This is a genomic window from Pseudomonas sp. S3_B08 (assembly GCF_054667725.1).
In genome coordinates, this window is sequence record NZ_CP162750.1 from 2,207,371 (window position 1) to 2,232,187 (window position 24,817).

General features: G+C 60.3%; 18 protein-coding genes. 8 read left to right on the forward strand and 10 right to left on the reverse strand.

Annotation, left to right across the window (positions count from 1 at the left end):
- The first annotated feature begins 114 nt into the window (after positions 1-114).
- The 6 genes from AB4N73_RS09985 to AB4N73_RS10010 all read left to right on the forward strand — a co-directional run bounded on the left by AB4N73_RS09985 (position 115) and on the right by AB4N73_RS10010 (position 11,125).
- Positions 115-3,105, forward strand: coding sequence for a hypothetical protein (locus tag AB4N73_RS09985; protein ID WP_375123786.1), 2,991 nt, complete (start codon positions 115-117; stop codon positions 3,103-3,105).
- Positions 3,095-4,210, forward strand: coding sequence for a SoxR reducing system RseC family protein (locus AB4N73_RS09990; RefSeq protein ID WP_252886334.1), 1,116 nt, complete (start codon positions 3,095-3,097; stop codon positions 4,208-4,210). The genes AB4N73_RS09985 and AB4N73_RS09990 overlap by 11 nt, the downstream gene beginning before the upstream one ends.
- 201 nt (positions 4,211-4,411) lie before the next feature.
- Complete coding sequence (locus tag AB4N73_RS09995) at positions 4,412-5,572, forward strand: hypothetical protein (protein WP_256810093.1); 1,161 nt, start codon at positions 4,412-4,414, stop codon at positions 5,570-5,572.
- Between the two features lie 77 nt (positions 5,573-5,649).
- Positions 5,650-6,894 carry an exonuclease SbcCD subunit D C-terminal domain-containing protein gene (locus AB4N73_RS10000; RefSeq protein WP_460143361.1) on the forward strand — a complete coding sequence of 415 codons (1,245 nt, stop codon included), beginning with the start codon at positions 5,650-5,652 and terminating at the stop codon, positions 6,892-6,894.
- Positions 6,891-10,532 (forward strand): AAA family ATPase, encoded by a 3,642-nt coding sequence (locus AB4N73_RS10005; RefSeq protein WP_460143362.1) that lies wholly within the window; start codon positions 6,891-6,893, stop codon positions 10,530-10,532. Before AB4N73_RS10000 ends, AB4N73_RS10005 begins: the two co-directional genes overlap by 4 nt.
- Positions 10,529-11,125, forward strand: coding sequence for a glutathione S-transferase (locus AB4N73_RS10010; protein ID WP_460143363.1), 597 nt, complete (start codon positions 10,529-10,531; stop codon positions 11,123-11,125). Before AB4N73_RS10005 ends, AB4N73_RS10010 begins: the two co-directional genes overlap by 4 nt.
- A 120-nt stretch (positions 11,126-11,245) precedes the next feature.
- On the opposite strand, the gene AB4N73_RS10015 is transcribed toward AB4N73_RS10010, so the two are convergent.
- The 8 genes from AB4N73_RS10015 to AB4N73_RS10050 form a co-directional block, all read right to left on the reverse strand.
- Entirely contained in the window at positions 11,246-11,503 is a 258-nt protein-coding gene (locus AB4N73_RS10015) for a hypothetical protein (protein ID WP_150740997.1), read from the reverse strand.
- A complete protein-coding gene (locus AB4N73_RS10020) occupies positions 11,500-11,712 on the reverse strand; it encodes a hypothetical protein (RefSeq protein ID WP_039763920.1) in 213 nt (70 codons plus the stop codon). The genes AB4N73_RS10015 and AB4N73_RS10020 overlap by 4 nt, the downstream gene beginning before the upstream one ends.
- A gap of 418 nt (positions 11,713-12,130) precedes the next feature.
- Complete coding sequence (locus tag AB4N73_RS10025; RefSeq protein WP_016775003.1) at positions 12,131-12,310, reverse strand: hypothetical protein; 180 nt, start codon at positions 12,308-12,310, stop codon at positions 12,131-12,133.
- Positions 12,311-12,465: 155 nt separating this feature from the next.
- Positions 12,466-13,641: a lactonase family protein gene (locus tag AB4N73_RS10030; RefSeq protein ID WP_460143364.1), complete on the reverse strand. Its 1,176-nt coding sequence runs from the start codon at positions 13,639-13,641 to the stop codon at positions 12,466-12,468.
- Positions 13,628-13,939 carry a DUF5629 family protein gene (locus tag AB4N73_RS10035; protein ID WP_073471121.1) on the reverse strand — a complete coding sequence of 104 codons (312 nt, stop codon included), beginning with the start codon at positions 13,937-13,939 and terminating at the stop codon, positions 13,628-13,630. The genes AB4N73_RS10030 and AB4N73_RS10035 overlap by 14 nt, the downstream gene beginning before the upstream one ends.
- Positions 13,940-14,145: 206 nt before the next feature.
- A complete protein-coding gene (locus AB4N73_RS10040) occupies positions 14,146-15,726 on the reverse strand; it encodes an aldehyde dehydrogenase (NADP(+)) (protein ID WP_236169618.1) in 1,581 nt (526 codons plus the stop codon).
- Between the two features lie 9 nt (positions 15,727-15,735).
- The gene (gene araD1, locus AB4N73_RS10045) at positions 15,736-16,728 is read right to left on the reverse strand and encodes an AraD1 family protein (protein WP_460143365.1); all 993 of its coding nucleotides are present in this window, start codon (positions 16,726-16,728) and stop codon (positions 15,736-15,738) included.
- A gap of 145 nt (positions 16,729-16,873) precedes the next feature.
- Positions 16,874-18,196, reverse strand: a complete 1,323-nt coding sequence (locus tag AB4N73_RS10050; protein WP_071172697.1) for an MFS transporter — start codon at positions 18,194-18,196, stop codon at positions 16,874-16,876.
- Positions 18,197-18,389: 193 nt separating this feature from the next.
- On the opposite strand from AB4N73_RS10050, the gene AB4N73_RS10055 reads away from it, so the two are divergent.
- Together AB4N73_RS10055 and AB4N73_RS10060 are read left to right on the forward strand one after the other, a co-directional pair.
- Positions 18,390-20,126 (forward strand): IlvD/Edd family dehydratase, encoded by a 1,737-nt coding sequence (locus tag AB4N73_RS10055; protein ID WP_041480068.1) that lies wholly within the window; start codon positions 18,390-18,392, stop codon positions 20,124-20,126.
- Positions 20,127-20,313: 187 nt separating this feature from the next.
- Positions 20,314-21,033, forward strand: a complete 720-nt coding sequence (locus AB4N73_RS10060; RefSeq protein ID WP_024013185.1) for a FadR/GntR family transcriptional regulator — start codon at positions 20,314-20,316, stop codon at positions 21,031-21,033.
- 265 nt (positions 21,034-21,298) lie between these two features.
- Here the strand turns inward: AB4N73_RS10060 and AB4N73_RS10065 are convergent, their stop codons facing one another.
- Complete coding sequence (locus AB4N73_RS10065) at positions 21,299-23,683, reverse strand: efflux RND transporter permease subunit (RefSeq protein ID WP_042606775.1); 2,385 nt, start codon at positions 23,681-23,683, stop codon at positions 21,299-21,301.
- A complete protein-coding gene (locus tag AB4N73_RS10070; protein WP_460143366.1) occupies positions 23,680-24,723 on the reverse strand; it encodes a WD40/YVTN/BNR-like repeat-containing protein in 1,044 nt (347 codons plus the stop codon). The genes AB4N73_RS10065 and AB4N73_RS10070 overlap by 4 nt, the downstream gene beginning before the upstream one ends.
- Positions 24,724-24,817: the final 94 nt, after the last annotated feature.

The following is a 24,817-nucleotide window of genomic DNA, read 5'->3' on the forward strand; positions in this document are numbered from 1 at the left end:
TGTCTGATCGGCGGCGAGCATTTGCTCACCGTGGCTCAGGCGAAACAGTGGCTGGCGGAAGTGGCCTGCACAGCGAAACCGCTGGCCGAGGCCGACGCCACGCGGATGCCGGCGGTGCAGGTCAGCGACGCGCCGGAGCACGAGCGTGAACCCTATCTGTGGGAAAACCCGCGACGTTTTCGCGAGGCGCATATCGGCGAATTTCTCGGGCGGGTGCGCGGACCTTATCAGGACGACACGCTGTTTCTGCTGGTCAACGACGACCTCGGGGTGATGCGTGATCTGGCTGATTATCAGGACCTGGTGGTCGGCTGGATCGAGCAGTGGAGCAACACCGACAACAACGAGCGCGACTACCTGCTGGCCAGTTACATCGAGTCGCTGAGCCAGCTCGGATCTCAGGACTTCGACACTTTGGCCAAGGCCAGCGACGATCCGCGCGCCCAGGCATTGTTCGCTGAACTGGAGCAATTGCCCGAGCCTAATCGGGAAAATACCCGGCAGGCGCTGCTCGACTATCTGAACAAAGGTGGTGAGGTCGAGCCAGTTGCAGTCGAAGCCACGCCTGAGTTGCAACAGCTTCGCGAAAAGGCACTGGACGAGTCATTGGCGCTGAACCGCTTCGACGGCATTGCCCCGGATTTCACCGCGCACGCTCGCGTCACCGCCGAGGCAGATCGGCGCTTTTACACCCGCGAATATTTTGCTGAAGTGGCCCCGGCCGATTTCGTCGAGCGTCATCTGAACACACTGGTCGACCTCGGCAAGGATCAGAACCGACGCATGAGAGACGTGCTCGACGGCCCGTTGCTCAGCGGCAAACGCGGCATCAACGACCTGATCGACCGCCCGGCCATGGACGAGGTGCTGAACAATCATCGCGACAACCTCGGACGCTGGAATCGCCTGCTCGAACGCATCACCGCCGACCGCGCGCAATTGCTGTGCGCCGGGCGTTTCCATCGCTCGGCGTGGTATTTCGACGGGCAAGTGCAGATCGATCAGGCGCTCGCCAGCGAATACGCCTGCCTCAAGGACATCGGCCGCAGCGACGCGGCCAATGAGCAAATGCTCGGTTACCTCGAGCAACACCCGCAACTGACCCGCCCGCTGTTCTACACCTTGCCGCTGCGCTTGCAGACCGAACAGGCCGGGCAATATTCAACGCTGTTCAACGCCGGCATGGCGATGTTCAACAACCTGCCGGACTGGCTGGCCAAATTGCAGAGCATCGAGCATCCGCAGTTGCCGGCCCTCGACGATCTGCCGGCACACAGCCGCGTCCTCGCCGATGCGGTGCAGGACACCTACAGCCCGGCGCTGAACCTCGGCCTGAGCCGGGCGCTGGAAGGCTTTGATCTCGCCGGCGAGAAAATCCCCGACCTCGACGAACTGTTCCAGCGCCTGCCCAAAGCCCTGCGCCTGCGCGTCTTCGACGCCGCGCGAACCAGCGGCGTGACCTTCACCGTATCCACCCCGGCGGAACAAGCGGCGCTGCAAGCCACGATCAAGGAAGTGCTGCGCGAACGCGACTACCTGAAAACCCTCAACCGCGAACGCAACCAGCTCACCCACAATAAAAACCGCCAAGGCCACAAAACCGCCCGGGCGATGGAATTGCAGGAAGAAATCGTCCGCGTGCGCACGCAACTGGCCTTGTTCGAAGGCCGCCTTGCGGCAGCGCTAAGCCCGATTGACGAACTGCCGGATCGCTCGGCACGGCTGTATGGCGCCACCCCGGCGAAAGCGGGCGTGACGGTGGTGTTTCCGCCGGCGCAGCACGGGGAATTGCGAGGGTTGCTGGAGAACATTCGCGCGGGAGTGGCGGGGGTTTCGAAGGCGAGTCTGGTGCGGACGGAGGGGATGGGGTTGTTGGTGGTGATGGTGCAGGTGGTGAATTTGGTGGGGGTTTATCGGGAGCTGCGCAGGCAGGCTGTAAATGAAAGAGTGTGGACCTCGTTGATGAATTCAGTCGCTGCAACGGGAGCGGCGGGATTTAGTGCCGCACAAAGTCTTGCTGATACGGCGTTAAAAGTTCGCTGCGCTTCTCTAGTGGCAAGCGTTCAGCTCCATGCCTTGCAGACCGTGCACGTGCAGATGGGGAAATTGCATGTGGGATTGGGTTTTTTTACATATTTGTCAGGGTTGGCTTCTTCTACGAACAGTTTTGTCACGCAGCGCAAAAACTGGGAACAGGCGGTTCGCAGTGGAAATCATTCGGCGCAAAGCGCAGCTGCATTGGCGACGATGGGAGCTGGTGGCATGACATCAACTACTAGCTATGGTTTGACCAACACTGTCCACTCCACATTCAAGGTATTGAAGGCGTCAAGTAATGCCGCTCGAAGAGCTGCTTGGGCCGCTGCTGGCACACGTTTATCCACCGTCTTTTTCCGCTTCAATCTCGCTGGAGCACTTTTTACCGTTCTAGAGCTGGGCGGCAGCTGGCTGTACAGCCGCTACAACATCAGTGCTCACGATAAATGGTTGAAAATCACACCGTGGAGTAGGGATAGCGAGATGCGTGGCGACCACTCACTTGATGACTATCAAAGTTATCTGGCTTTTTTAATTCACGCACCTTACGCGCAGCTTGGCCCAAATCTGTACGACTCTTGGCTGAAGGATCTGTTATTCAAAGCCAAACCCAGCGATATTCACTTAGCATTGCCGACCCTAACGCTGAATGATCTGCTGCCTCCGTTTGGCGGCAACCCAACCTCCCGTTTAGGTATCGGCGCGCACCGCATTTCAATTCCGCTGCACAGTCGAGGAGCACCACGAGAGCAGCGAGATGTCATTAGTGACGAGATTTTAAGCAGCCTGCGCATCGTGAAGTCCAGCCCAGAAGGACTGATACTTTGTCTCCAGTATCCAGCGGGCCTCGGGTCGGAATTTGTTCCCGCGAAAGAAACGCTGGAATTGGCTGTGTGCGTTCAGACATTGAATGAAAAAGGTGAATGGGCATCTCGAACTCGCGTCATTCACCTAGATCCGCGTGGTGAGGGTCATTTTGGGGTTGTTACTCCTCAACAGGTCAAAGAAAAACCTCCAGTTTTGCTGGTTGAGGCTCACCTGTTAGAAAGAGCTGACCATGCTGAATAATCACGATGATCCATTAACAATTCGCCCGCTTCAACAGCCTAGAAAGGCCGGTGACATTGAGGCGTTTCCGAGCGGAAAAATTACCTATCTCGCGCCCTTGCCATTACCAACATCAATGCCAGCTTACGGTCGGCATATTGGTGAACTGAATGACGTTTATATGGATTTCGGTTTAGGGACACTGGAGGTTTTTTCTTGGCAAGTCATTTTAGGCGGACCATTCAGCGGCACATTAATGATCGCGTTCCTATATCCACTGATGGGAGGGTTTATAGGACTTCTGTTAGGTGATAGCTGGGAGTTCATTAAAGAAGTCATTGAGGGTATTTTTTTTGCCATTTACAAATTGGCTTTCTCAACGGGTTTAATTGCCTTGTTTATTGGCCTAGGCGTCTGGCACCACGTCCACAAAACCCGCGCCACCCTCATCCCAACCCGCTTCAACCGTCAACGCCGCGAAGTCTGCTTCATGCGCGAAGGCGCCACCGAACCTGTCTTCGTCCCATGGGAATCGCTGTCCGCCTGGATCATCGAAGCCAAGGGTGCCACCCAGTTCGGCATCCATCGCCAATACGGCATGGGCATCGGTTTCTACCAAGGTGAAACCCTCATAAGCCAGGAATTCCAATGCGCCGGCCTGGAGCTCGCGATCAGCCATTGGGAGGCGATTCGCGGTTACATGGAGTACGAAGTCAACGACCTCAAATCGATTCAGGACCTGCAAGACCTGCAAGGCCCGGACGACCCGCCCCACGAAGGCCTGCACACTTTTCGTAACGCCCGGGCGCGGATGCATCAGCAGATCCGTGAAGGCCGCCGCTCGCGGTTGTCGGGATTTTTTTGGTACCTGTATCACGTCATGACTTTATGGACGGTTCCCAACCGTTTGGTCGAATGGGAAGTGCGCCGACTCGAAAGAATCGGCAAGCAGGCGCTGCCGGAAGTCATGCGCGCCTGGTCCGAGCCGCTGCCTAAAGAGCAATGGGCCAAGCCCAGTGAAGAGCTGTTGCGACTAAGCGAACAAGTGCGGCAGATGCACAAGCGCCAGCCGCATCGGCCGATTACGCAGATTTTCGCTGAGGTTTGCAGGCGGGCTGTGGACTGATGCAGAGCAGTTTTGTGACCAGAGGGAGGGAGGTTTTTTGCCTGTTTGCGCGCCTTCGCGAGCAGGCTCGCTCCCACAGAGGACCGCGTTGGATGCGGATGTTTCGGTTGATGTTGGCCGAGGCGAGAGACCCTCGGGGTGACGGCCATTTCGCAGTTGTTGCTCCCGGCTCGTTCAAGGAAAACCCGATGGTTCTGCTGGTTGAAAATCAATACCTCGAAAGGGCTGACCATGCTGAATAATCACAATGAGCCTCTTGTTGATGCGCAATGTGAGGTGATCAGAAAAGCGGGCGATGTAGAGCCGTTTCCGAGTGGAAAAATTACCTATCTCGCGCCCTTGCCATTACCAACACAAACGCCACCCTACGGGCCTCATATAGGGGTACTAAACAGTGTTTACATGGACTTCGGGTTGGGAAACCCGCAGGTATTCATGTGGCAGATGACTTTAGGAGGACCGTTCAGTGGCACATTCATGATCGCGTTTCTATATCCACTGGTGGGAGGCTTTATTGGGCTCATGTTTGGAGATAACTGGGAGTTTATTCAGGAAATTATTGAGGGTGTTTTTCTTGCCCTTTACAAATTGGCGTTATTAACGGGTTTTATGGCCTTGGGTATCGGCCTGGGCGTCTGGCACCACGTCCACAAAAAACGCCTCTCCCTCATCCCAACCCGCTTCAACCGCCAACGCCGCGAAGTCTGCTTCATGCCCGAAGGCGCCACCGAGCCGGTTTTTGTCCCGTGGGAGTCGCTCAGCGCGTGGATCATCGAAGCCAAGGGCGCCACCCAGTTCGGGATCCATCGCCAATACGGTATGGGCATCGGTTTCTACCAAGGTGAAACCCTCATAAGCCAGGAATTCCAATGCGCCGGCCTGGAGCTCGCGATCAGCCATTGGGAAGCGATTCGCGGTTACATGGAGTACGAGGTCAACGACCTCAAATCGATTCAGGATTTGCAGGATCTGCAAGGCCCGGACGACCCACCCCACGAAGGCCTGCATACATTCCACAATGCCCGCGCGCGGATGCATCAGGAGATCCATGAAGGCCGCCGCTCGCGGTTGTCGGGGTTCTTCTGGTACCTGTATCACGTCATGACCTTATGGACGATTCCCAACCGTCTGCTCGAATGGGAAATTCGTCGGCTGGAAAGAATCGGCAAGCAGGCGCTGCCGGATGTTATGCGTGCCTGGTCCGAGCCATTGCCGAAAGAGCAATGGGCCAAGCCCAGTGAAGAGTTGTTGCGACTGAGTGAACAAGTGCGGCGGATGCACAAGCGCCAGCCGCATCGGCCGATTACCGAAATATTCGCCGCTGTCGGTGCAAGCAGACACGCGACAAGGCAAGGGGCGTGATTTGCCAGTAAACTCCCCTCCTCTCGCCGCCCGTTCTTCTTCGCGGCCACCCTCTTGATCAAAATGCGGAGTCCACCTTGCGTTTGTTCCACACCTCCGACTGGCACCTTGGGCAAAACCTGCACGGCCAGGAGCGCGATTTCGAGCACGCGTGTTTTCTCGAATGGCTGCTGCGCCAGTTGCACTTGGCGCAGCCGGATGTGCTGCTGATTGCCGGCGATATCTTCGATACGGTCAATCCGCCGGTCAAAGCTCAGGAACGCCTTTACGACTTCATCGTCAGCGCTCACCAACAGCAGCCGTTGCTGACCATCGTGATGATCGCCGGCAACCATGATTCCGGCTCGCGGATCGAGCTGCCGGCGCCGTTGATGCGGCGTTTGCGCACTCACGCGTTGGGTCGGGTGCTGTGGCTGGATGACGGGCAGCTCGACGCCGAACGTTTGTTGCTGCCGCTGCCGAATGCGCAAGGAGAAATCGCCGCGTGGTGTCTGGCGCTGCCGTTCTTGCGCCCGGCGGAAGTCACTGGCGCGCATCTGGGTGACAACTATCTGCGCGGCATCGGTCAGGTGCATGAATGGCTGATCGCGGCGGCGAATGCCAAGCGTCAACCCGGGCAGGCGTTGATCGCTATCAGCCACGCGCACATGGCCGGGGGCTCGGTGTCGGAGGATTCCGAACGCAGCCTGATCATCGGCAATGCCGAAGCGCTGCCCGCCAGCCTGTTCGGCGAAAGCATCAGTTACGTCGCCCTCGGCCATTTGCACAAGCCGCAGAAGGTCAACGGCGAGGAGCGCATTCGCTACAGCGGCTCGCCGATTCCGCTGTCGTTCTCCGAAATCGGTTATCAGCATCAGATTCTCGATGTGGTCCTGGACGGTGAAACTCTGGTCAGCGTCGAGCCGAAACTGATCCCGCGCTCGGTCAATCTGCAGCGCATCGGCCCGGCGCCGCTGGCCGAGATTCTGCTGCAACTGGCCGACCTGCCGAATATCGATCTGCTCGCCGAAACCCAGCGCCAGCCCTGGCTCGAAGTGCGCGTGCGTCTGGATGAGCCGCAGCCGGATCTGCGCCATCAAGTGGAAACCGCACTGCAAGGCAAAGCCGTGCGACTGGTGCGCATCGCCGCTGAATACGCCGGCAATCGTGGCGCCGATGGCAGCGATGACGGCAGCACACTGATCGAACTCGACCAGCTCACCCCGCAGGAACTGTTCAGCCGCGCCTGGCTCGACAATTACGGCAGCGAGGTCGACGACCAGACGCTCAAGGACTTCGCCGAACTGCTGCAGGACGTGCAACTGGAGGGCGAGCAGCCGTGAAGATTCTCGCCATTCGTTTGAAGAACCTCGCCTCGCTGGCCGGTCCGTTCGAGATCGATTTCACCGCCGAACCGCTGGCCAGCGCTGGTCTTTTTGCGATCACCGGCCCCACAGGCGCTGGCAAGAGCACGTTGCTTGATGCGTTGTGTCTGGCGCTGTTCGGCGCCGTACCGCGCCTGAACAACACCGGTCGCGATGCCAAAGTCCCCGACGCTGACGGTGAAATCGCCACTGGTGACCCGCGCACCTTGCTGCGGCGTGGCACGGGTGAAGGCTATGCCGAAGTGGATTTTGTCGGCGTCGATGGCCGCCGCTATCGCGCGCGCTGGGAAGCCAATCGTGCTCGCGAGAAGGCTGGTGGCAAACTCCAGGCCAGTCGGCAGAGCCTGCGCGACATCGATCAGGATCAACTGCTCGCCAGCCAGAAAGGCGAATACAAAACCCAGCTGGAAGCCGCGCTGGGCCTCAACTTTGAACAGTTCACCCGCGCTGTGCTGCTGGCGCAGAGTGAGTTCAGCGCGTTCCTCAAGGCCGACGACAACGACCGCAGTGAACTGCTGGAAAAACTCACAGACACCGCGCTCTACACCCGCCTCGGCCGCCGCGCTTTCGACAAGACCAAAGAAGCCCGCGAAGCGCACAAGCTGTTGCAGGATCAGGCTACCGGGGTAACGCCTTTGGCGCCGGAAGCCCGCGCCGAACTCGACGAGCGTTTCAACACCGCGCAGCAACAGATGAAGGCGCAACAGGCGCAGCTCAAACAGCTTGAGCAACAACACGGTTGGCTGAAGGATTTGCGCCAGTTGCAGGACGCGCAAAAAGCCGCCAGCGAACAACTGCAAGCCGCGCAGCAGCAATGGCAGGCACTGGCCGGCGAGCGGGTAAAACTGACGCGTCTGGAACAGCTTGGCCCGCAGCGCCATCAGTTCGCGCGCAAGGCCGAGCTTGATGCGCTGCTGACGCCACTGGCGACGCAGATTGCCGCGCACACCCAACAACACGCCGCGTTGGGCGAACGCCAGACACAACTGGCGCAAAACCTCGACGCAGCAAAAGTCGCCCTGAGCGAAGCGCAACAGCGCCAGAGCGAAAACGCGCCGCTGTTGCGTCAGGCATTCGAAGAGCAAAGCACCCTCGCCCGTCTGATCAAGGACACTGCCAGCAGCGCCGAAGCCCGACAAACCGCCGAGCAAGCGTTCAAGGATGGCCAGAGCGCGATTCAGGCCTTGCAGGAAAAACAGGCTGAAGTCGCCGCACGCTTGCAACGCATCGCCACCGAGCTTGAGCAGAGCGCCCATCTGGCGCCCTTGAGCGATGCCTGGAGCGCCTATCGCGACCGTCTGCAACAGTTGATGCTGATCGGCAACCGCTTGAACAAAGGCCAGAGCGAACTGGCGTCCCTCGAACAGAACGCCGCGCGCAGTGCTGAGCAACTGGCCTCGCACAAGCAACAACTGGAAGTGTTGTTCAAAGAGGCTGGCGCCGAGCCCGATGCGGTGGCCGAACAGATCGGCCTGCTCGGCACCTTGCTGCAGGACAACCGCAAACAGCTGCGCGCAATCGAAGACCTGTCGCGTTTGTGGGCGACTCAGCAGGATCTCGACAAGCGCAGCGCCGAGTTGCAACAACGCCAGCTCGACGCGCAGCAGCAACGCGAACGCTTGACCCAGGACGGTGTGAAAACCAAGGCCGAACTGACCGTCGCCGAGCAGACCCTCAATGTCACTCGCGAACTGCTCGAGCGTCAGCGGCTGGCGCGCAGTGCCAGTGTCGAAGAGTTGCGCGCGCAGTTGCAGGACGATCAGCCCTGCCCGGTCTGCGGCAGCAACGAGCATCCCTATCATCAGCCCGAAGCGCTGTTGCAAAGCCTTGGCCGTCACGATGAAAGCGAACAGGCCAACGCCCAGCAAATGGTCGATCAGCTCAAGGAAAAACTGATTGAGCTGCGCGGCGAAGTCGGTGGCGTGATCGCGCAACAGAAAGAATTGCTCCAGCAACAGGAACAACTGGCGGCGCAACAACAAGCCCTGGCGCCGAGCCTCGACGCGCATCCGCTGGCCGCGCAACTGTTCAATCAGGACGCCGACAAACGCGACGCCTGGCTCAGCCGCCAGACCGAGCAGTTGAACCAGAGCATCACTCAAGACGAACAACGGCAAAGTGCCCTGCTCACCTTGCAGCAGGACGCGGCGCGCTTGTCGCAACAATTGCGTCAGGCCGAAGTGGCTCACCAGCAAGCGACGCAACAGCTGAGCCATCAGCAGCATGAACTCAACAGCGACCGTCAGCGCCTTGAAGAAGAACTCAGCGCGTTCGGTCCGCTGCTGCCGGCTGACACTCTCGAAGCACTGCGCCTGGAGCCGGCCGCGACATTCATGCAGCTGGATCGGCAGATCGGCGAGCGTCTGGCCCAGCTTGAGCAGCAAAAGGAAGAGCTGAGCGAACAGCAGCAACGCCAGCAGACGTTGGAGAAAGCACAGGATCGCCAACAGCTGCGCACTCAGCAACTGCACAGCGCCGAGCAACAATTCACCACGCTGACCGAGCAGCAGCAAAGCTGTCAGGAAAAGCTCGCGCAGTTACTTGGCGAGCACAGCAGCGCCGAGCATTGGCAGCAGCAGCTGGAACATGCGGTGGAACAGGCGCGCGTCGCCGAAACCAGTACGGCTGAAGAGCTGCAAAGCGTGCGCACGCAGCTGGTGCAGATCGCAGCCGAACTCAAGTCTCAGCAGGATCGCCTGCAAGCATTGGAGGCTGAAGAACAGGCACTCGCCGGCAAGATCGCCGATTGGCGCGCCAGCCACCCGGAACTGGATGACAGCGGCCTGGAAGACTTGCTGCGCTTCGACGACGCGCAAGTCGCCGACCTGCGTCAGACCCTTCAGCACAACGAAAAAGCCATCGAACAGGCCCAGGTCTTGTTGCAAGAGCGCGATCAGCGCCTGCTCGATCACCAGGCCCGGCAGGACGGCAATCTTGACGCAGAACAGCTGGACAGCGCCCTCGCCGAGCTGCAAAACCAGTTCGCCGTCAGCGAACAGCAGTGCGCCGAACTGCGCGCCGAACAGGCGGAAGACCAGCGCCGGCAGAACGCCAATCAGGCGTTGGCCCGGCAGATCGCTGACGCCTACGCCGAGTATCAACGCTGGGCGCGACTCAGTGCCTTGATCGGCTCAGCCACCGGCGACACCTTCCGCAAGATCGCCCAGGCCTACAACCTCGACCTGCTGGTGCATCACGCCAACGCGCAGCTGCGCCAACTGGTCAAACGCTATCGCCTCAAACGCGGCGGCAGCATGCTCGGCCTGCTGGTGATGGACACGGAAATGGGCGACGAACTGCGCTCGGTGCATTCGTTGTCGGGCGGCGAGACGTTCCTCGTATCACTCGCCCTTGCGCTGGGTCTGGCCTCGATGGCGTCGAGCACGCTGAAAATCGAATCGCTGTTTATCGATGAAGGTTTCGGCAGCCTTGATCCGGAATCCTTGCAACTGGCCATGGACGCGCTCGATGGCTTGCAGGCACAGGGACGCAAGGTGGCGGTGATTTCCCACGTGCAGGAAATGCACGAGCGGATTCCGGTGCAGATTAAGGTGCGGCGCCAAGGCAATGGTTTGAGCACGCTGGAGGTGAAATGAACACGCTGTATTCCTTCCGCCGCTGCCCTTACGCCATGCGTGCGCGAATGGCGCTGCGTTATGCGGGCGTGCCGGTGGAGATCGTTGAGGTCAGCCTGAAGGACAAACCGGCGCAGATGCTGGCGCTCTCGCCCAAGGGCACCGTGCCGGTGCTGAATGCCGATGGCGTGGTGATTGATGAGAGTCTGCAGATCATGTGCTGGGCGTTGGCGCAGAATGATCCGGATGATTGGTTGCTGGCCGGTGATTCGTTCGCGGCACTGTGGATGGAGAAACTGATTGAAGGCAATGATCAGATTTTCAAATCGGCTTTGAATCGCTACAAGTACGCCGAGCGTTACCCTGAGCAGCCGATGGAAGCTTATCGGGCTGAAGGTGCGTTATTTCTGCAGAAACTGGATGAGCTGCTTGAAGGACGTGACTACTTGCTGGCCGATCATCCGAGCCTCGCCGACATCGCCCTGCTGCCCTTCGTCCGGCAGTTCGCTCACGTTGATCGCGAGTGGTTCGCGCAGATGCCTTATGTTCGCTTGCAGGTGTGGTTGCAGCGTTTCCTCGAATCCGACCTGTTCATCTCGATCATGAAAAAATAACCCTCTCTCCCTTTGATCGTTCCCACGCTCCGCGTGGGAATGCAGCCGGGGACGCTCTGCGTCCCAGTGGAACGCGGAGCGTCCCTTGAGGCATTCCCACGCAGAGCGTGGGAACGATCATTACGCCAGGGCGTTACACATGCCCAGCGCCATGCAATCCACTTCAAACGGCCCGAGAAAATCCAGCGCGACCTTGACCGGTGGATTGCCGGCCATCAGGCCCAGCGTGTTGGCTCGTTCAATGTTGTGGGCGATGTTGTGGTTGGCCTCTATGGCCCGGGCCAAGCCGCCCACCGAGCCCTGGCCAAACCCCAAGAGGGAAGCGCCGTTGGTCATCAGCGCGAGGCTGGCGATGACCCAGAGTCTGTAGCCTTTCATGCGCCGCCGACTCCTGCGAGTTCGGCCCTGTCGACCATTGCGCTTTGCGAGCGCAGTTCGAACTGGATGCCGGGGTGGGCGACGTCGATCGGGGCGTCGAAGCTGTGTTCCATTTGCGCGCCGATGCTGACAAACAGCACCACGGCCAGGTACAGACCGATGGCCAGGTAGGCGCCGCGTTTGGCGGAAGTGAGGATTGCGCTGGCCATGGTGTTCTCCGTGGGCAAAGGTTTCGATGGCCACAGAATCAATCAAAAAAGCCGAAGCAACCACTCAGGGTTTGCAATGGTGAATATCAGCTTCGTTGATTATTTAGCGGCTCTATTTGCCGGCGAGGGAAAACCTATGAGTGGAGAACGCGTACGCGCGTAGGAGCTGCCGAAGGCTGCGATCTTCTGATTGATCGTTCCCACGCTCCGCGTGGGAATGCCTCAAGGGACGCTCCGCGTTCCAATGGGACGCAGAGCGTCCCGGGCTGCGTTCCCACGCAGAGCGGGGGAACGATCAGGTTACGCGCGCGCGTAGGAGCTGCCGAAGGCTGCGATCTCTTGTTTGATCATTCCCACGCAGAGCATGGGAACGATCAAGATCGCAGCCTTCGGCAGCTCCTACAGGAGAACGCTGCGCTCAGGCTTGGGTTTTGTGATCCAGCGCGGCGTAGAAGTTGGCGCTTTGTTGCAGGTATTTCTGGGTGTAGCTCTGGGTGTGGGATTTTTTGCTGGCGATTTCGACGTTGGCACCGGCTGGCAATACCACGGTGGCAGAAATGGCGGAAGCGGCGATGACGGAGAAGAGATTGAAATTCATGGCGGTAACCCTCGTGTTCGTTTGCTTGGTTTGCCCGGCGGGCTGTGAAACAAACGTAACGCTCGAGGGTTGCTCGCTTGAAATCTTTTGTAGCATTAGCCGATATCAGTGCAATTAATACAACGATGCAGGCCCCGCAGACCGGGGCCTGTGGCTTATTGTCGCACTACAAACTTCAGATCGCTTGGCGCGTCCATCGGCAGTTTTTGCACGGTTTTACCGAGCAGACCCGTCTTGGTATCGCGTTCGACGACGACAATCTGGTTGCTCTTCTGGTTGGCGATCAAGACGAATTTACCACTCGGATCGAGGGCAAACTCGCGCGGGTGATCACCCTCGACCGAGCGCTTTTGCAGCTCTTTGAGCTGACCGGTCGCAGGATCAATGCCGAACACTACAAGCTGATTGGCCGTGCCGCGATTGCTCACGTAGAGAAACTTGCCGTCAGCCGAGGCATGCAGCGCCGCGCCGGCCTTGTCCGAGGTTGGCTGGCCCGCTGCCAGATCCACCAACTGCGTCTGGCTCAGTACGCCGTCCTTGTAGTCGAACACCGCGACCTGTGCACTCATCTCCATGGTCAGCCAGGCGTGTTTGCCGTCAGCGCTGAACAGCAGATGACGCGGGCCACTGCCGGCCGGCAAGGCTACCGAGGCGGTTTTCGCCGGGGTTAGCGGCAAGTGCGGGTTGGCCTTCGGGTCGTACTGATAGATGAAAACCTTGTCTGCGCCCAAATCATTGGAGAACACATAGCGCCCGTCCGGCGACGACACCGTCGAGTGCACGTGATTCGAGGCCTGACGCTCAGGGTTGACCCGGCTGGCCGGGTGGCCGCTCATCTGCACCACCGGTTTCAGCTGGCCGTCGGCATCGACCGGCAATACCGCCAGGGTGCCGCCCGGATCTTCCATGACCGAATAGTTGCTGACGAACAGGTGTCTGGCATCAGCGCTGAGGCTGGAATGGGTCGGCTCGTTGCCCAGGCTCTGCACTTGATTGATCAGGCTCAGCGCATGGGTCTTCGGGTCGATGGCGAAGCTGCTGACGCGGCCGACCGGGTCAGTCTGGCCCGGACCGTTTTCATTGACCACGAACAGGCGTTTCTGGTCTTTCGAGAGGGTCAGCCACGAAGGGTTTTCGGTCTTGACCACTTGCAGCGGCTTGGCGTCGATCTGGCCGGTGGCGCTGTCGAACTGCATGCGGTAGATGCCCTGGCTGGAACCGGCGGTGTACGAGCCGACCAGCAACTGCAAGGTGTCGGCGCTGGCGCTGGAAAGCCCCATCGCGCCGACGCTGCCGGCCATCAGCAAAGGCCAGAAATTACGCATCTTCATTATTGTCATCCTCATCGTCGCTGCTGCTGACTACGTCGCCGAGGCACACCAGACGATGCTCGCCCGTGGTCTTGGTGTCGCTGGCGTAACCGACGATCAGCCAGCTCTGCAGCGTCTCATCGAACGTCGCTTGCGCGACCTGCGCCGGGGTGAATTGCCAGTGCTTGGCTTCGCGGCCATCGATGCATTCGATGTGCAGGTTATCGTCCTCGTCGAGGGCGAATTCGAAGGCGTGCAGGCCATCGATTTCGACCATACCGCAGTGTTCGAGGGCGTTGAGAAGGGTCTGGGCAGTCATGGCAAACAGTCTTTCTAGGGGGGAAAGGGCCAATGATAGCCCAATGTGATCCAGAGGCCCCTGCTGGAACCTCTGTCTGATCGTTCCCACGCTCCGCGTGGGAACGCCTCAAGGGACGCTCCGCGTTCCAGTGGGACGCAGAGCGTCCCGGGCTGCATTCCCACGCAGAGCGTGGGAACGATCAACACAAAAAATCGCGGTGTTGGCTAGATCGCCTCACGCGATGGCTTGCCATCCACCAGGCGCTGGATCCGCAGCGGGTTGGCGTTTTTCAGTGGTTCGGGCAGCAAGCTGTCCGGGTAGTTCTGGAAGCACACCGGGCGCAGGAAGCGATCGATCGCCAGCGTGCCCACTGACGTGCCGCGCGCATCGGACGTCGCCGGGTACGGGCCGCCATGCACCATCGAATCGCATACTTCGACACCAGTCGGATAACCATTGAGCAGGATGCGCCCGACTTTCTGTTCCAGCAGCGGCGTCAGTTCGGCGAATTGCTCGAAGTCAGACGGCTCACCAATGATCGTCGCGGTCAGTTGACCGTGCAGGCCGTGCAGCGCTGCGCTCAGTTGTGCCTGATCGGCCACTTCGACGATTACTGTGGTCGGACCGAACACTTCTTCCTGTAGCACTTCGTCGCCGTTGATCAACAGGCTGACATCGGCCTTGAACAACTGCGGCTGCGCCTGATTGCCCTGCTGCGGATTACCGGCCAGATGCTCAATGCCGCTGTGCGCCAGGAGCTTTTCCAGGCCTTTACCGTAGCTGCCGAGGGTGCCGGCGTTGAGCATGGTTTGCGCCGGTTGATCACCGATCGCAGCGGCGACTTGCTCTACAAACGCGCTGAACTGCGCAGAGCGAATACCGATGACCAGACCTGGATTGGTGCAGAACTGACCGCAACCCTGCACTACCGAAGCGGTGAGGTCGCGCGCGACGGTTTCCGAACGCGTGGCCAGTGCCTGCGGCAAGACAATCACCGGGTTGATGCTCGACATCTCGGCAAACACCGGGATCGGTTGCGGACGTGCAGCGGCCATGTCGCACAAAGCGCGACCGCCCTTCAGCGAGCCAGTGAAACCAACGGCCTGAATTGCCGGGTGCTTGACCAGCCATTCGCCGACGCCGCCACCGTAGATCATGTTGAACACGCCTGCGGGCATACCGGTTTTTTCTGCGGCACGAATGATCGCGTCGGCGACCAGTTCAGCCGTGGCCATGTGGCCGCTGTGGGCCTTGAACACTACCGGGCAACCGGCGGCCAGCGCTGCTGCGGTATCGCCACCGGCAGTGGAGAACGCCAGCGGGAAGTTGCTCGCGCCGAACACCGCGACCGGGCCGAGGCCGATGCGATACTGGCGCAGGTCCGGACGAGGCAGTGGCTGGCGATCAGGCAGTGCCAGATCGATCCGTGCGCCGTAGAAATCACCACGACGCAGGACTTTGGCGAACAGACGCATCTGCCCGCTGGTGCGACCGCGCTCGCCCTGAATGCGCCCGGCTGGCAGCGCGGTTTCGCGGCAGACCACGGCGACGAAATCGTCGCCAAGCGCATCCAGCTCATCCGCGACTGCGTCGAGGAACTGCGCGCGACGTTCGGCGCTGAGGCTGCGATAGGTCGGATAAGCCGCAGCGGCGGCCTTGGCGGCGGCATCGACCTCTTCGGCCGTGGCCTGGATGAAATCATGCGGCAAGGCCTCGCCAGTGCTGGCGTCGACCGAGTGCAGTTTGACGCTGCCGGCGGCGCTGCGCTGACCGCCGATGTAGTTGTGACCGAGAATCTGAGTCATGGGATCTCCTTAAAGGGTGCCGATGCTGTCCGGTTCAAAAGCCGCTTTGACCGGTGCGATACCGTTGACCAGCGGTGCGCCGAAGTCGGCCTGGCTGATCTCGAACGTGTCGCCCGGCTGGGTGCGGATGCCGTCGGCAAACGACAGGGTCGCAGTGCCGAAAAAGTGAATATGCACGTCGCCCGGACGCAGGAACTGACTGTATTTGAAGTGGTGGTACTCGAGGTTCGCCAGGCTGTGGCACATGTTGGCCTCGCCACTGAGGAACTCGTTCTGCCAGAGCACTTCGCCGTCACGCAGGATTCGGCTGGTGCCGGCAAGGTGTTGAGGCAATTCACCGGTGCGAAGTTCCGGGCCATAACTGCAACTGCGCAATTTCGAGTGCGCCAGGTACAGGTAATTCTTGCGCTCCATGACGTGGTCGGAGAACTCGTTGCCCACCGCGAAACCGAGGCGATACGGCTTGCCATCGTTGCCGATGACGTACAGGCCGGCCATCTCTGGCTCTTCACCGGCGTCTTCGGCGAACGGCGGCAGCGGGAACGCCTGCCCCGGACGCACGACAATGCTGCCGTCGCCCTTGTAGAACCACTCCGGTTGCACACCGGCCTGCCCCGCCGCCGGTTTGCCACCCTCCACGCCCCATTTGAAAATGCGCATGGTGTCGGTCATTGCCGCTTCATCGCCGGCCTGCTGGTGCATCTTGTCCCGGGCCGAAGCGCTGCCCAGATGGGTCAGGCCGGTACCGCTGACCAGCATGTGCGCCGGGTCCGGGTGATCGAGTGGCGGCAGGATGCGCAGGTCTTTGAGCAATTGCGCGTAGTCGTGACTGGCGCCGAGGCCGAGGCTTTGCACTTGCTGCTCAAGGGAGCTGCCGGCCTCGATTGCCGCCAGGGCCAGATCACGGACACTGCGGGCGTCCTCGACTTCGCGGACCTGACCGCTGTCGACCACGCCGACCCGGCGCTCGCCGTTGGGTAATTCGAATTGAACCAGATGCATGATTTTCTCCTGTTCCATCAAAAACGCCGCTATCCCCTGTGGGAGCGAGCCTGCTCGCGAAAGCGGTGTATCAGTCACCAACAGTGTTGAATGTGATGGCCTCTTCGCGAGCAGGCTCGCTCCCACAGGGGCCAGTGTTGGTCAGTCAGGTTCGGGTCGCGCCACGGGCGCTGGCGGCGAACTGGTCGACGGGCAGCACATGCTTGCGTTCCAGCACGCGGTAAACGACGCCGGTCAGAATCAGCCCGAACACCATCACGCCCGAGAGGAAGTACAACCCCGAAGCCAGATTGCCGGTGTATTCCTTCAACGCGCCGATCACGAACGGCCCGATGTAACCGCCGAGGTTGCCGACCGAGTTGATCAAGGCAATCCCCGCCGCGGCACTCGCGCCAGCAAAGAAACGCCCCGGCAAGGTCCAGAACACCGCGGTGCATGAGAACAGCGCGAACGCCACCAGACACAGCGCCGCCAGTTGCGCCACCGGTAGCGACAGCCAGGCACTGAGGAACAGGCCCAGCGCACCGAGCACATAGAGCACCGCCAAGTGGCCGTAGCGATCGTTCAAACGGTCGGAGCTACGCGGAATGATCAGCAGGCCGATGATCCCGAAAATGTATGGCACCGAAGAGACGAATCCGGTCACCAGATCGCTGCCGCCGAACTGTTTGATCAACGTCGGCAGCCACAGGCCGAGGCCATAAATGCTCAGGGTCACCGGCAGATAGAACAGCGCCAGCAGCAACACGCGTTTGTCTTTCAACGCATGCAGAGGGTTGCCGTGACGGGTCTGGCCGTACTCCTGCAAGTCCTTTTTCAGTTCGCCGGTCAGCCAGTCTTTTTCCGCCTGATCCATCCACTTCACTTGCTGCGGGCCGTCCGGCAGCCAGCGCAGCACCGGCCAGGTCAGCAGGATCGCCGGGGTGCCGATGACGATGAACAGCCACTGCCAGCCGTGCAGGCCGAGGATGCCGTCCATGCCGAGCAAACCGCCGGACACGGGACCGGTGATCATCATCGCGATGGGTTGCGAGAGGATGAACAGGCCGAGGATCTTGCCGCGATGGCGCACCGGGAACCATTGGGTGATGTAGTACAGCACGCCGGGGAAGAAGCCCGCCTCGGCCGCGCCGAGCAGAAAGCGCATCACATAGAAGCTGTGCGGTCCTTGCACGAAGGCCATGCCGATGGTGATCGCGCCCCAGGTGATCATGATCCGCGCGAACCAGCGCCGCGCGCCGAAGCGTTCGAGCATCAGGTTGCTGGGAATCTCGAGAAGAAAATAGCCGATGAAAAACAGCCCGGCACCCAGGCCGTAGGCGGCGTCGCCGATGCCGATGTCGGCGCCCATGTGCAGCTTGGCGAAGCCGACGGCGGAGCGATCCACATAGGCGATCAGGTATAGCAGGATCAGGAAGGGAATCAGTTTCAGTGTGATGCGCCGGACAAGCCGCAATTCCTGGCTCATGAGATCGGTCTCCGATTGTTGTTTTTATAGAACCTCGGGGGACACCTCTCGCCAAAAACAACCAGGGCCATCCCTCCGTCGAAAACGACTATATAGTAATACTAATTACCCAACAACACTTCCAAAGCGTCGATTTTGCGCTTAGATTAAGCGTCAGCTCGCAAACAATAGTCTTACAATAAGAGAATCGATCATGTCTGATAAGAAACCCACCCTGCGCTCCGCCCAATGGTTTGGCACGGCCGACAAGAACGGCTTCATGTACCGCAGCTGGATGAAGAATCAGGGCATCGCCGACCATCAGTTCCACGGCAAGCCGATCATCGGCATCTGCAACACCTGGTCGGAACTGACCCCGTGCAACGCGCACTTCCGCCAGATCGCGGAGCACGTCAAACGCGGGGTGATCGAGGCTGGTGGTTTTCCGGTGGAGTTTCCGGTGTTCTCCAACGGCGAATCGAACCTGCGCCCGACCGCCATGCTCACCCGCAACCTGGCGAGCATGGACGTTGAAGAAGCGATTCGCGGCAACCCGATCGACGGCGTCGTGCTGCTCACCGGTTGCGACAAAACCACTCCAGCACTGCTGATGGGCGCGGCCAGTTGCGACGTGCCGGCCATCGTCGTCACCGGCGGGCCGATGCTCAACGGCAAGCACAAGGGCAAGGACATCGGTTCCGGCACCGTGGTCTGGCAGCTCAGCGAACAGGTCAAGGCCGGCACCATCACCATCGATGACTTCCTCGCAGCCGAGGGCGGCATGTCGCGTTCGGCGGGCACCTGCAACACCATGGGCACCGCGTCGACCATGGCGTGCATGGCTGAAGCGCTGGGCACTTCGCTGCCGCACAACGCCGCGATTCCGGCCGTAGATGCACGGCGTTATGTGCTGGCGCACATGTCCGGCATGCGTGCGGTGGAGATGGTTCGCGAAGATTTGAAACTGTCGAAGATCCTCACCAAGGAAGCCTTTGAAAACGCCATTCGCGTCAACGCCGCCATCGGTGGTTCGACCAATGCGGTGATCCACTTGAAAGCCATTGCCGGGCGCATCGGCGTCGAGCTCGATCTGGACGACTGGACCCGCATCGGTCGCGGCATGCCGACCATCGTCGACCTGCAACCGTCCGGGCGTTTCCTGATGGAAGAGTTCTACTACGCCGGTGGCCTGCCAGCGGTACTGCGTCGCCTCGGTGAAGCCAATCTGATCCCCAACCCGAACGCACTGACCGTCAACGGCAAGTCCATCGGCGAGAACACCAAGGACGCGCCGATCTATGGCGAAGACCAAGTGATCCGCACCCTCGACAATCCGATTCGCGCTGACGGTGGCATCTGCGTGTTGCGCGGCAATCTGGCGCCGCTGGGCGCGGTGCTCAAGCCGTCCGCCGCTAGCGCTGAACTGATGCAGCATCGCGGTCGCGCCGTGGTGTTCGAGAACTTCGACATGTACAAGGCGCGGATCAACGATCCGGAGCTGGACGTCGATAAGGATTCGATTCTGGTGATGAAGAACTGCGGGCCGAAGGGTTATCCGGGCATGGCTGAAGTCGGCAACATGGGCCTGCCGGCCAAGCTGTTGGCGCAAGGCGTGACGGACATGGTGCGCATTTCCGATGCACGCATGAGCGGCACCGCTTACGGCACGGTGGTTTTGCACGTCGCGCCGGAAGCGGCAGCGGGCGGGCCTTTGGCGGCAGTAAAGGAAGGCGACTGGATCGAACTCGATTGCGCCAGCGGCCGTCTGCATCTGGACATTCCGGATGCTGAACTGGCGGCACGCATGGCCGATCTGCAAGCACCGCAGCAGTTGCTGGTGGGCGGTTATCGTCAACTGTACATCGATCACGTGCTGCAGGCGGATCAGGGTTGCGACTTTGACTTCCTGGTTGGTTGCCGAGGTGCTGAAGTCCCGCGCCACTCGCACTAACAGCGCAATTCCCCTGTGGGAGCGAGCCTGCTCGCGAAGAGGGAGTGTCAGTCGACATCTATTTGACTGATATGCCGCCTTCGCGAGCAGGCTCGCTCCCACAGTTGCTTTTGCGTATCGCCTCAAATCTGTGCCGTGCCTGCTATGATGCGCGGCATCTCCATCGCTCAGGATCGCGCCACTCCCCATGGATTACCGCAAACCTTCCGACCGTAAAAGCATGCACTCGCGCATCGTCCAGGAACTGGGCATGCAGATCGTCTCCGGACGCTTTTTGCCCGACGACAAACTGCCCGCCGAAGCCCTGCTTTGCGAGGAGTACGCGGTCAGTCGCCCGGTATTGCGCGAAGCGACGCGGGTGCTGGTGGCCAAGGGTCTGGTGTATTCCAAACCGCGCGTCGGCACCGTGGTCAAGGCTCGCCGCGAATGGCACATGCTCGACCCGGACGTGCTGCACTGGCTGATGCAAAGCAGCCCGCAGAATGAATTCTTCAACGTGCTGACCAGCGTGCGCAGCATCATCGAGCCGGCAGCGGCCGCCCTCGCCGCTCAGCATGCAACCGATGCCGACATCGCCGCGATCAACGAAGCCTACCAACGCATGGAAGCCGCGCCGACCCCGGAAGCGCTGTTGCAGCCGGACCTGGACTTCCACAGCCGCATCGCCGATGCGACGCACAACGACCTGCTGGCGAACCTGTGCAATATGTTGGCGGTAGCGATTGCCGAGGCGTTGAAGCATTCCAATCAACGGCCGAATCTGCATGAACTGGCGTTGCCGCGACACAAGGCGATTCTGACGGCGATCGAGAATCGTGATGCCCTGGGCGCCCGGCATGCGACGCTGGTGCAGCTGGATGATGCGCGCAGTGCGTTGAGTGTGGTGCTTGGCGCTGAGCTTTCTTAGGGCTTGAGACCGCTTGCCCTCACCCTAGCCCTCTCCCAGAGGTAGAGGGGACCGATTGGGGAATATTTGAGATTTACGCCGACTTGAACGTTCTGCTGTGAATCCATAACCGACTCGGTATTTCAGGTCGATATATCTAGCCGCACCCCCTCGGTCAGTCCCCTCTCCCTCCGGGAGAGGGCTAGGGTGAGGGGCTCTTGATCTTGATTCACAAAAAAAGCCGCAACCCCTCAAGGTTGCGGCTTTGTCGTTTCAGGCCTTCAGATCAGTGGGCAAACAGCGAATTGCCCTTCTGCCCCGCCAGCTTCTCCGGCTTGATCAGGAACTTGGCCAGCGCCGGCAGCAGCCACAGCGCGCCGAACATGTTCCACAGCAGCATGAAGGTCAGCATCAGGCCCATGTCGGCCTGGAACTTGATCGCCGAGAAGATCCAGGTGCATACGCCGATCGCCAGGCACAGGCCGGTGAACAGCACCGCTTTACCGGTGGACTTCAGGGTCTGGTAATAGGCTTCCTGCAACGGCAGCCCGGCACGCAGGAAACTTTCCAGGCGGCTGTAGATGTAGATGCCGTAGTCCACGCCAATCCCCACGCCCAACGCCACCACCGGCAGCGTCGCGACTTTCACGCCGATGCCCATGAACGCCATCAGCGCGTTGCCGAGCACCGAGGTGAGCACCAGCGGCAAGACGATGCACAGGGTCGCTGCCCATGAGCGGAAGGTGATCATGCACATCACCGCCACGCAGATGTACACCAGGATCAGGATGGTCAGCTCAGCCTGTTTGATGACCTCGTTGGTGGCCGCTTCGATCCCGGCGTTACCAGCAGCGAGGATGAATTCCAGGCCGTCCTTGTTGTTTTCCTTGGCAAACTCCTGCACCGCTTGCACCGCACGGTCGAGGGTTTCGGCCTTGTGGTCGTTGAGGAACACCAGTACCGGTGCCAGCGAGCAGCTGTTGTTGTACAGGCCATCGGCGCGGGCGATCGAGTTATTCAGTACGTCCGGGTTGCGCGACAGGGTTTCCCATTTCAGGTTGCCCTCGTTCATGCCCTTGATCATCTGCTTGGACACGGTCACCAGCGAGATCGCCGACTGCACGCCCTCGGTGTTCTGCATCTTCCACATCAGCTGATCGATCGGCGCCATGGCTTCGTAGCGCGAGCAGCCTTCAGCTTTGGTCTTGACCATCACCACCAGCACGTCGGAGCTGGTCGAGTAGTTGCTGATGATGAAGTTGTTGTCCTTGTTGTAGCGCGAGTCCGGACGCAGTTCCGGCGCGCCCTGGTCGAGGTCGCCGATCTTCAGGTTCTGGCTGTACCAGAGGCCGCCGCCGAAGGCGATCAGCGCCAGCGCTACCGAAATCGGCGCGACTTTCGGGCTGGCGAAGTTCGACAGCAGGCGCCAGAAGGGGTGCTCGCGGTTGGCGTCCTTCTTGCTCTTGGCAATCGCGCGCTTGCTGATGCCGACATAGGAAATCGCCACCGGCAGCAGGATCAGGTTGGTGAACACGATCACCGCCACGCCGATCGACGCGCCGATCGCCAGTTCACGGATCACGCCGATGTCGATGATCAGCAGCGTGATGAAGCCCACCGCATCGGCCAGAATCGCGATCATCCCCGGCAGGAACAACTGGCGGAAGGTGCGCCGCGCAGCGGTCAGGGCGTTATCGGCCTCGCTGGATTGCAGGGCGATACCGTTGATTTTCTGCACGCCGTGGGAAATGCCGATGGCGAAAATCAGGAACGGCACCAGCATCGAATACGGGTCGAGGCCGAAGCCGAAGAAGTGCATCAACCCGAGCTGCCAGACCACCGCCACCAGCGTCGTACTCAACACAGCGATGGTGCTGCGCAGGCAGTTGGTGAACCACAGCAGCAGAATCAGGGTGATGACGAAGGCGACACCGAAGAACAGCACCACCATCACCAGACCGTCGATCAGGTCACCGACCTTCTTGGCGAAACCGACGATGTGGATCTTGATGTTGGGGTTCTGCGCTTCGAACTTGTTGCGGATCTTGTCTTCGAGCTCATGGGAGAACTGGCGATAGTCCAGCGCCAGCAACTTGCCTTGGTCCTGCGGGTCCGGATAGGCCTCCAGCAGTGGGATGTCGACGATGCTCGACTTGAAATCGTTGGCCACCAGACGCCCGACCTGGCCGGACTTGAGCACGTTGTTGCGCAGCAGATCGAGGCTGTCCTGGGAACCGTTGTAGCTCTGCGGAATCACTTCACCGCCGGCGAAACCCTCTTCGGTCACTTCGGTCCAGCGTACGCTCGGGCTCCACAGCGATTTGAGCCCGGAACGGTCGACGCCGGAAATGTAGAACACTTCGTCGTTGATCTGGCGCAGGGTCTCCATGTACTCCTTGGAGAAGATGTCACCGTCGGTGGCTTCCACCGAAATACGTACGGTGTTGCCCAGGTTCGCCAGATCGTTGCGGTGTTCCATCATCTTTTCGATGAAGGGATGCTGCAGCGGGATCATTTTTTCAAAACTGGTCGACGGCCGGATCAGCGTGGCCTGCCAGAACAGGAAAATGCTCACCACCAGGCAGATCAGGATCACGGCCGGACGGTTGTTGAAGATCAGGCGCTCGAGAACCGTCGCCTTTTCCTGCTGAGGAGTGATCAAGGAAGTCATAGCCCCGCCTTCTTGTTATTGGTCTCGGCACCGTTTGGCTGGGTGATGTGCAAACCACCCTGCCCGGTCAGAATCAGGTTGCCGTTGCCAGCGGCGGTGACCGACGACAGCGAAATGCGATCCGGGCGGTTGAACACGCTGAAGGTTTCGCCGTTGTCACTGCTGCTGATCACCGAACCACCGTTACCGACGATGACGATCGAGCCGTCTTCCAGCAGCGTGCCGCCAGACAGACCGAACTCCAGCGCACCACGTGCAGCTTTGAGTTCGACCTGCTCCCAGTTGCTGCCGAAATCAGTGGAGCGATAAAGGTTGCCGCGCAAGCCGTAAGCCAGCAGGGTCTGCGGCTGCGCCGTAGCGAGAACGCCGAACAGCGAACCTTCGTATGGGCCTTCGAGTTTTTCCCAGGTCTGGCCGTCATCGGCGGAGCGAAACATGCTGCCGGACTCGCCGACGATGAACAGCCCGGCGTCTTTCACGGCGGCGATGGCGTTGAGGTGGAACTGGTCTTCGTTGTCGAGGCGGTCGCTGACGTCTTCCCAGTTTTTGCCGCCGTCGGTGGTTTCCAACAGCGTGCCGTAGGCGCCCACGGCAAAGCCGCTGCTGGCGTCCTTGAACCAGACGTCGAGCAGCGGCGATTCGCGTGCGAGGTCTTCGAATTGTCTGGTCCAGGTCAGACCGCCGTCTGCGCTGGCGAGAATCTGCGCGTCGTGGCCCACGGCCCAACCGTTTTTGTCGTCGACGAAATACACGGCGGTGAGCAGTTGCCGCGTCGGCACCTTGGCCTGGGTCCAGGTCTTGCCCTGGTCATCGGAATAGACGATGTGCCCGCGATCGCCGACCGCGACCAGACGCGCGCCAGCATGGACGACATCAAGAATCAGGCTTTTCGCGGCCTTGGCCGATTCCGTGGCATAGACCACGTCAGCCGGGGCCTCGGCGGCAATCACAGGTGCCGATAACGTGGTAAAGCCCAGCAGCGAGAGTGCTGTGGCCAGCAACGCGGTGTTGCGTAACGCCGGCGGGCGGCAACGACTCATAGACCTTCCCCTATTTATTATTGTTGGGCCATCGGGCCTTCAAGGGCGCCGCAAGGGTGCTCGGCTAGTGGCAGATCAGAAGCATAGTCCTGAA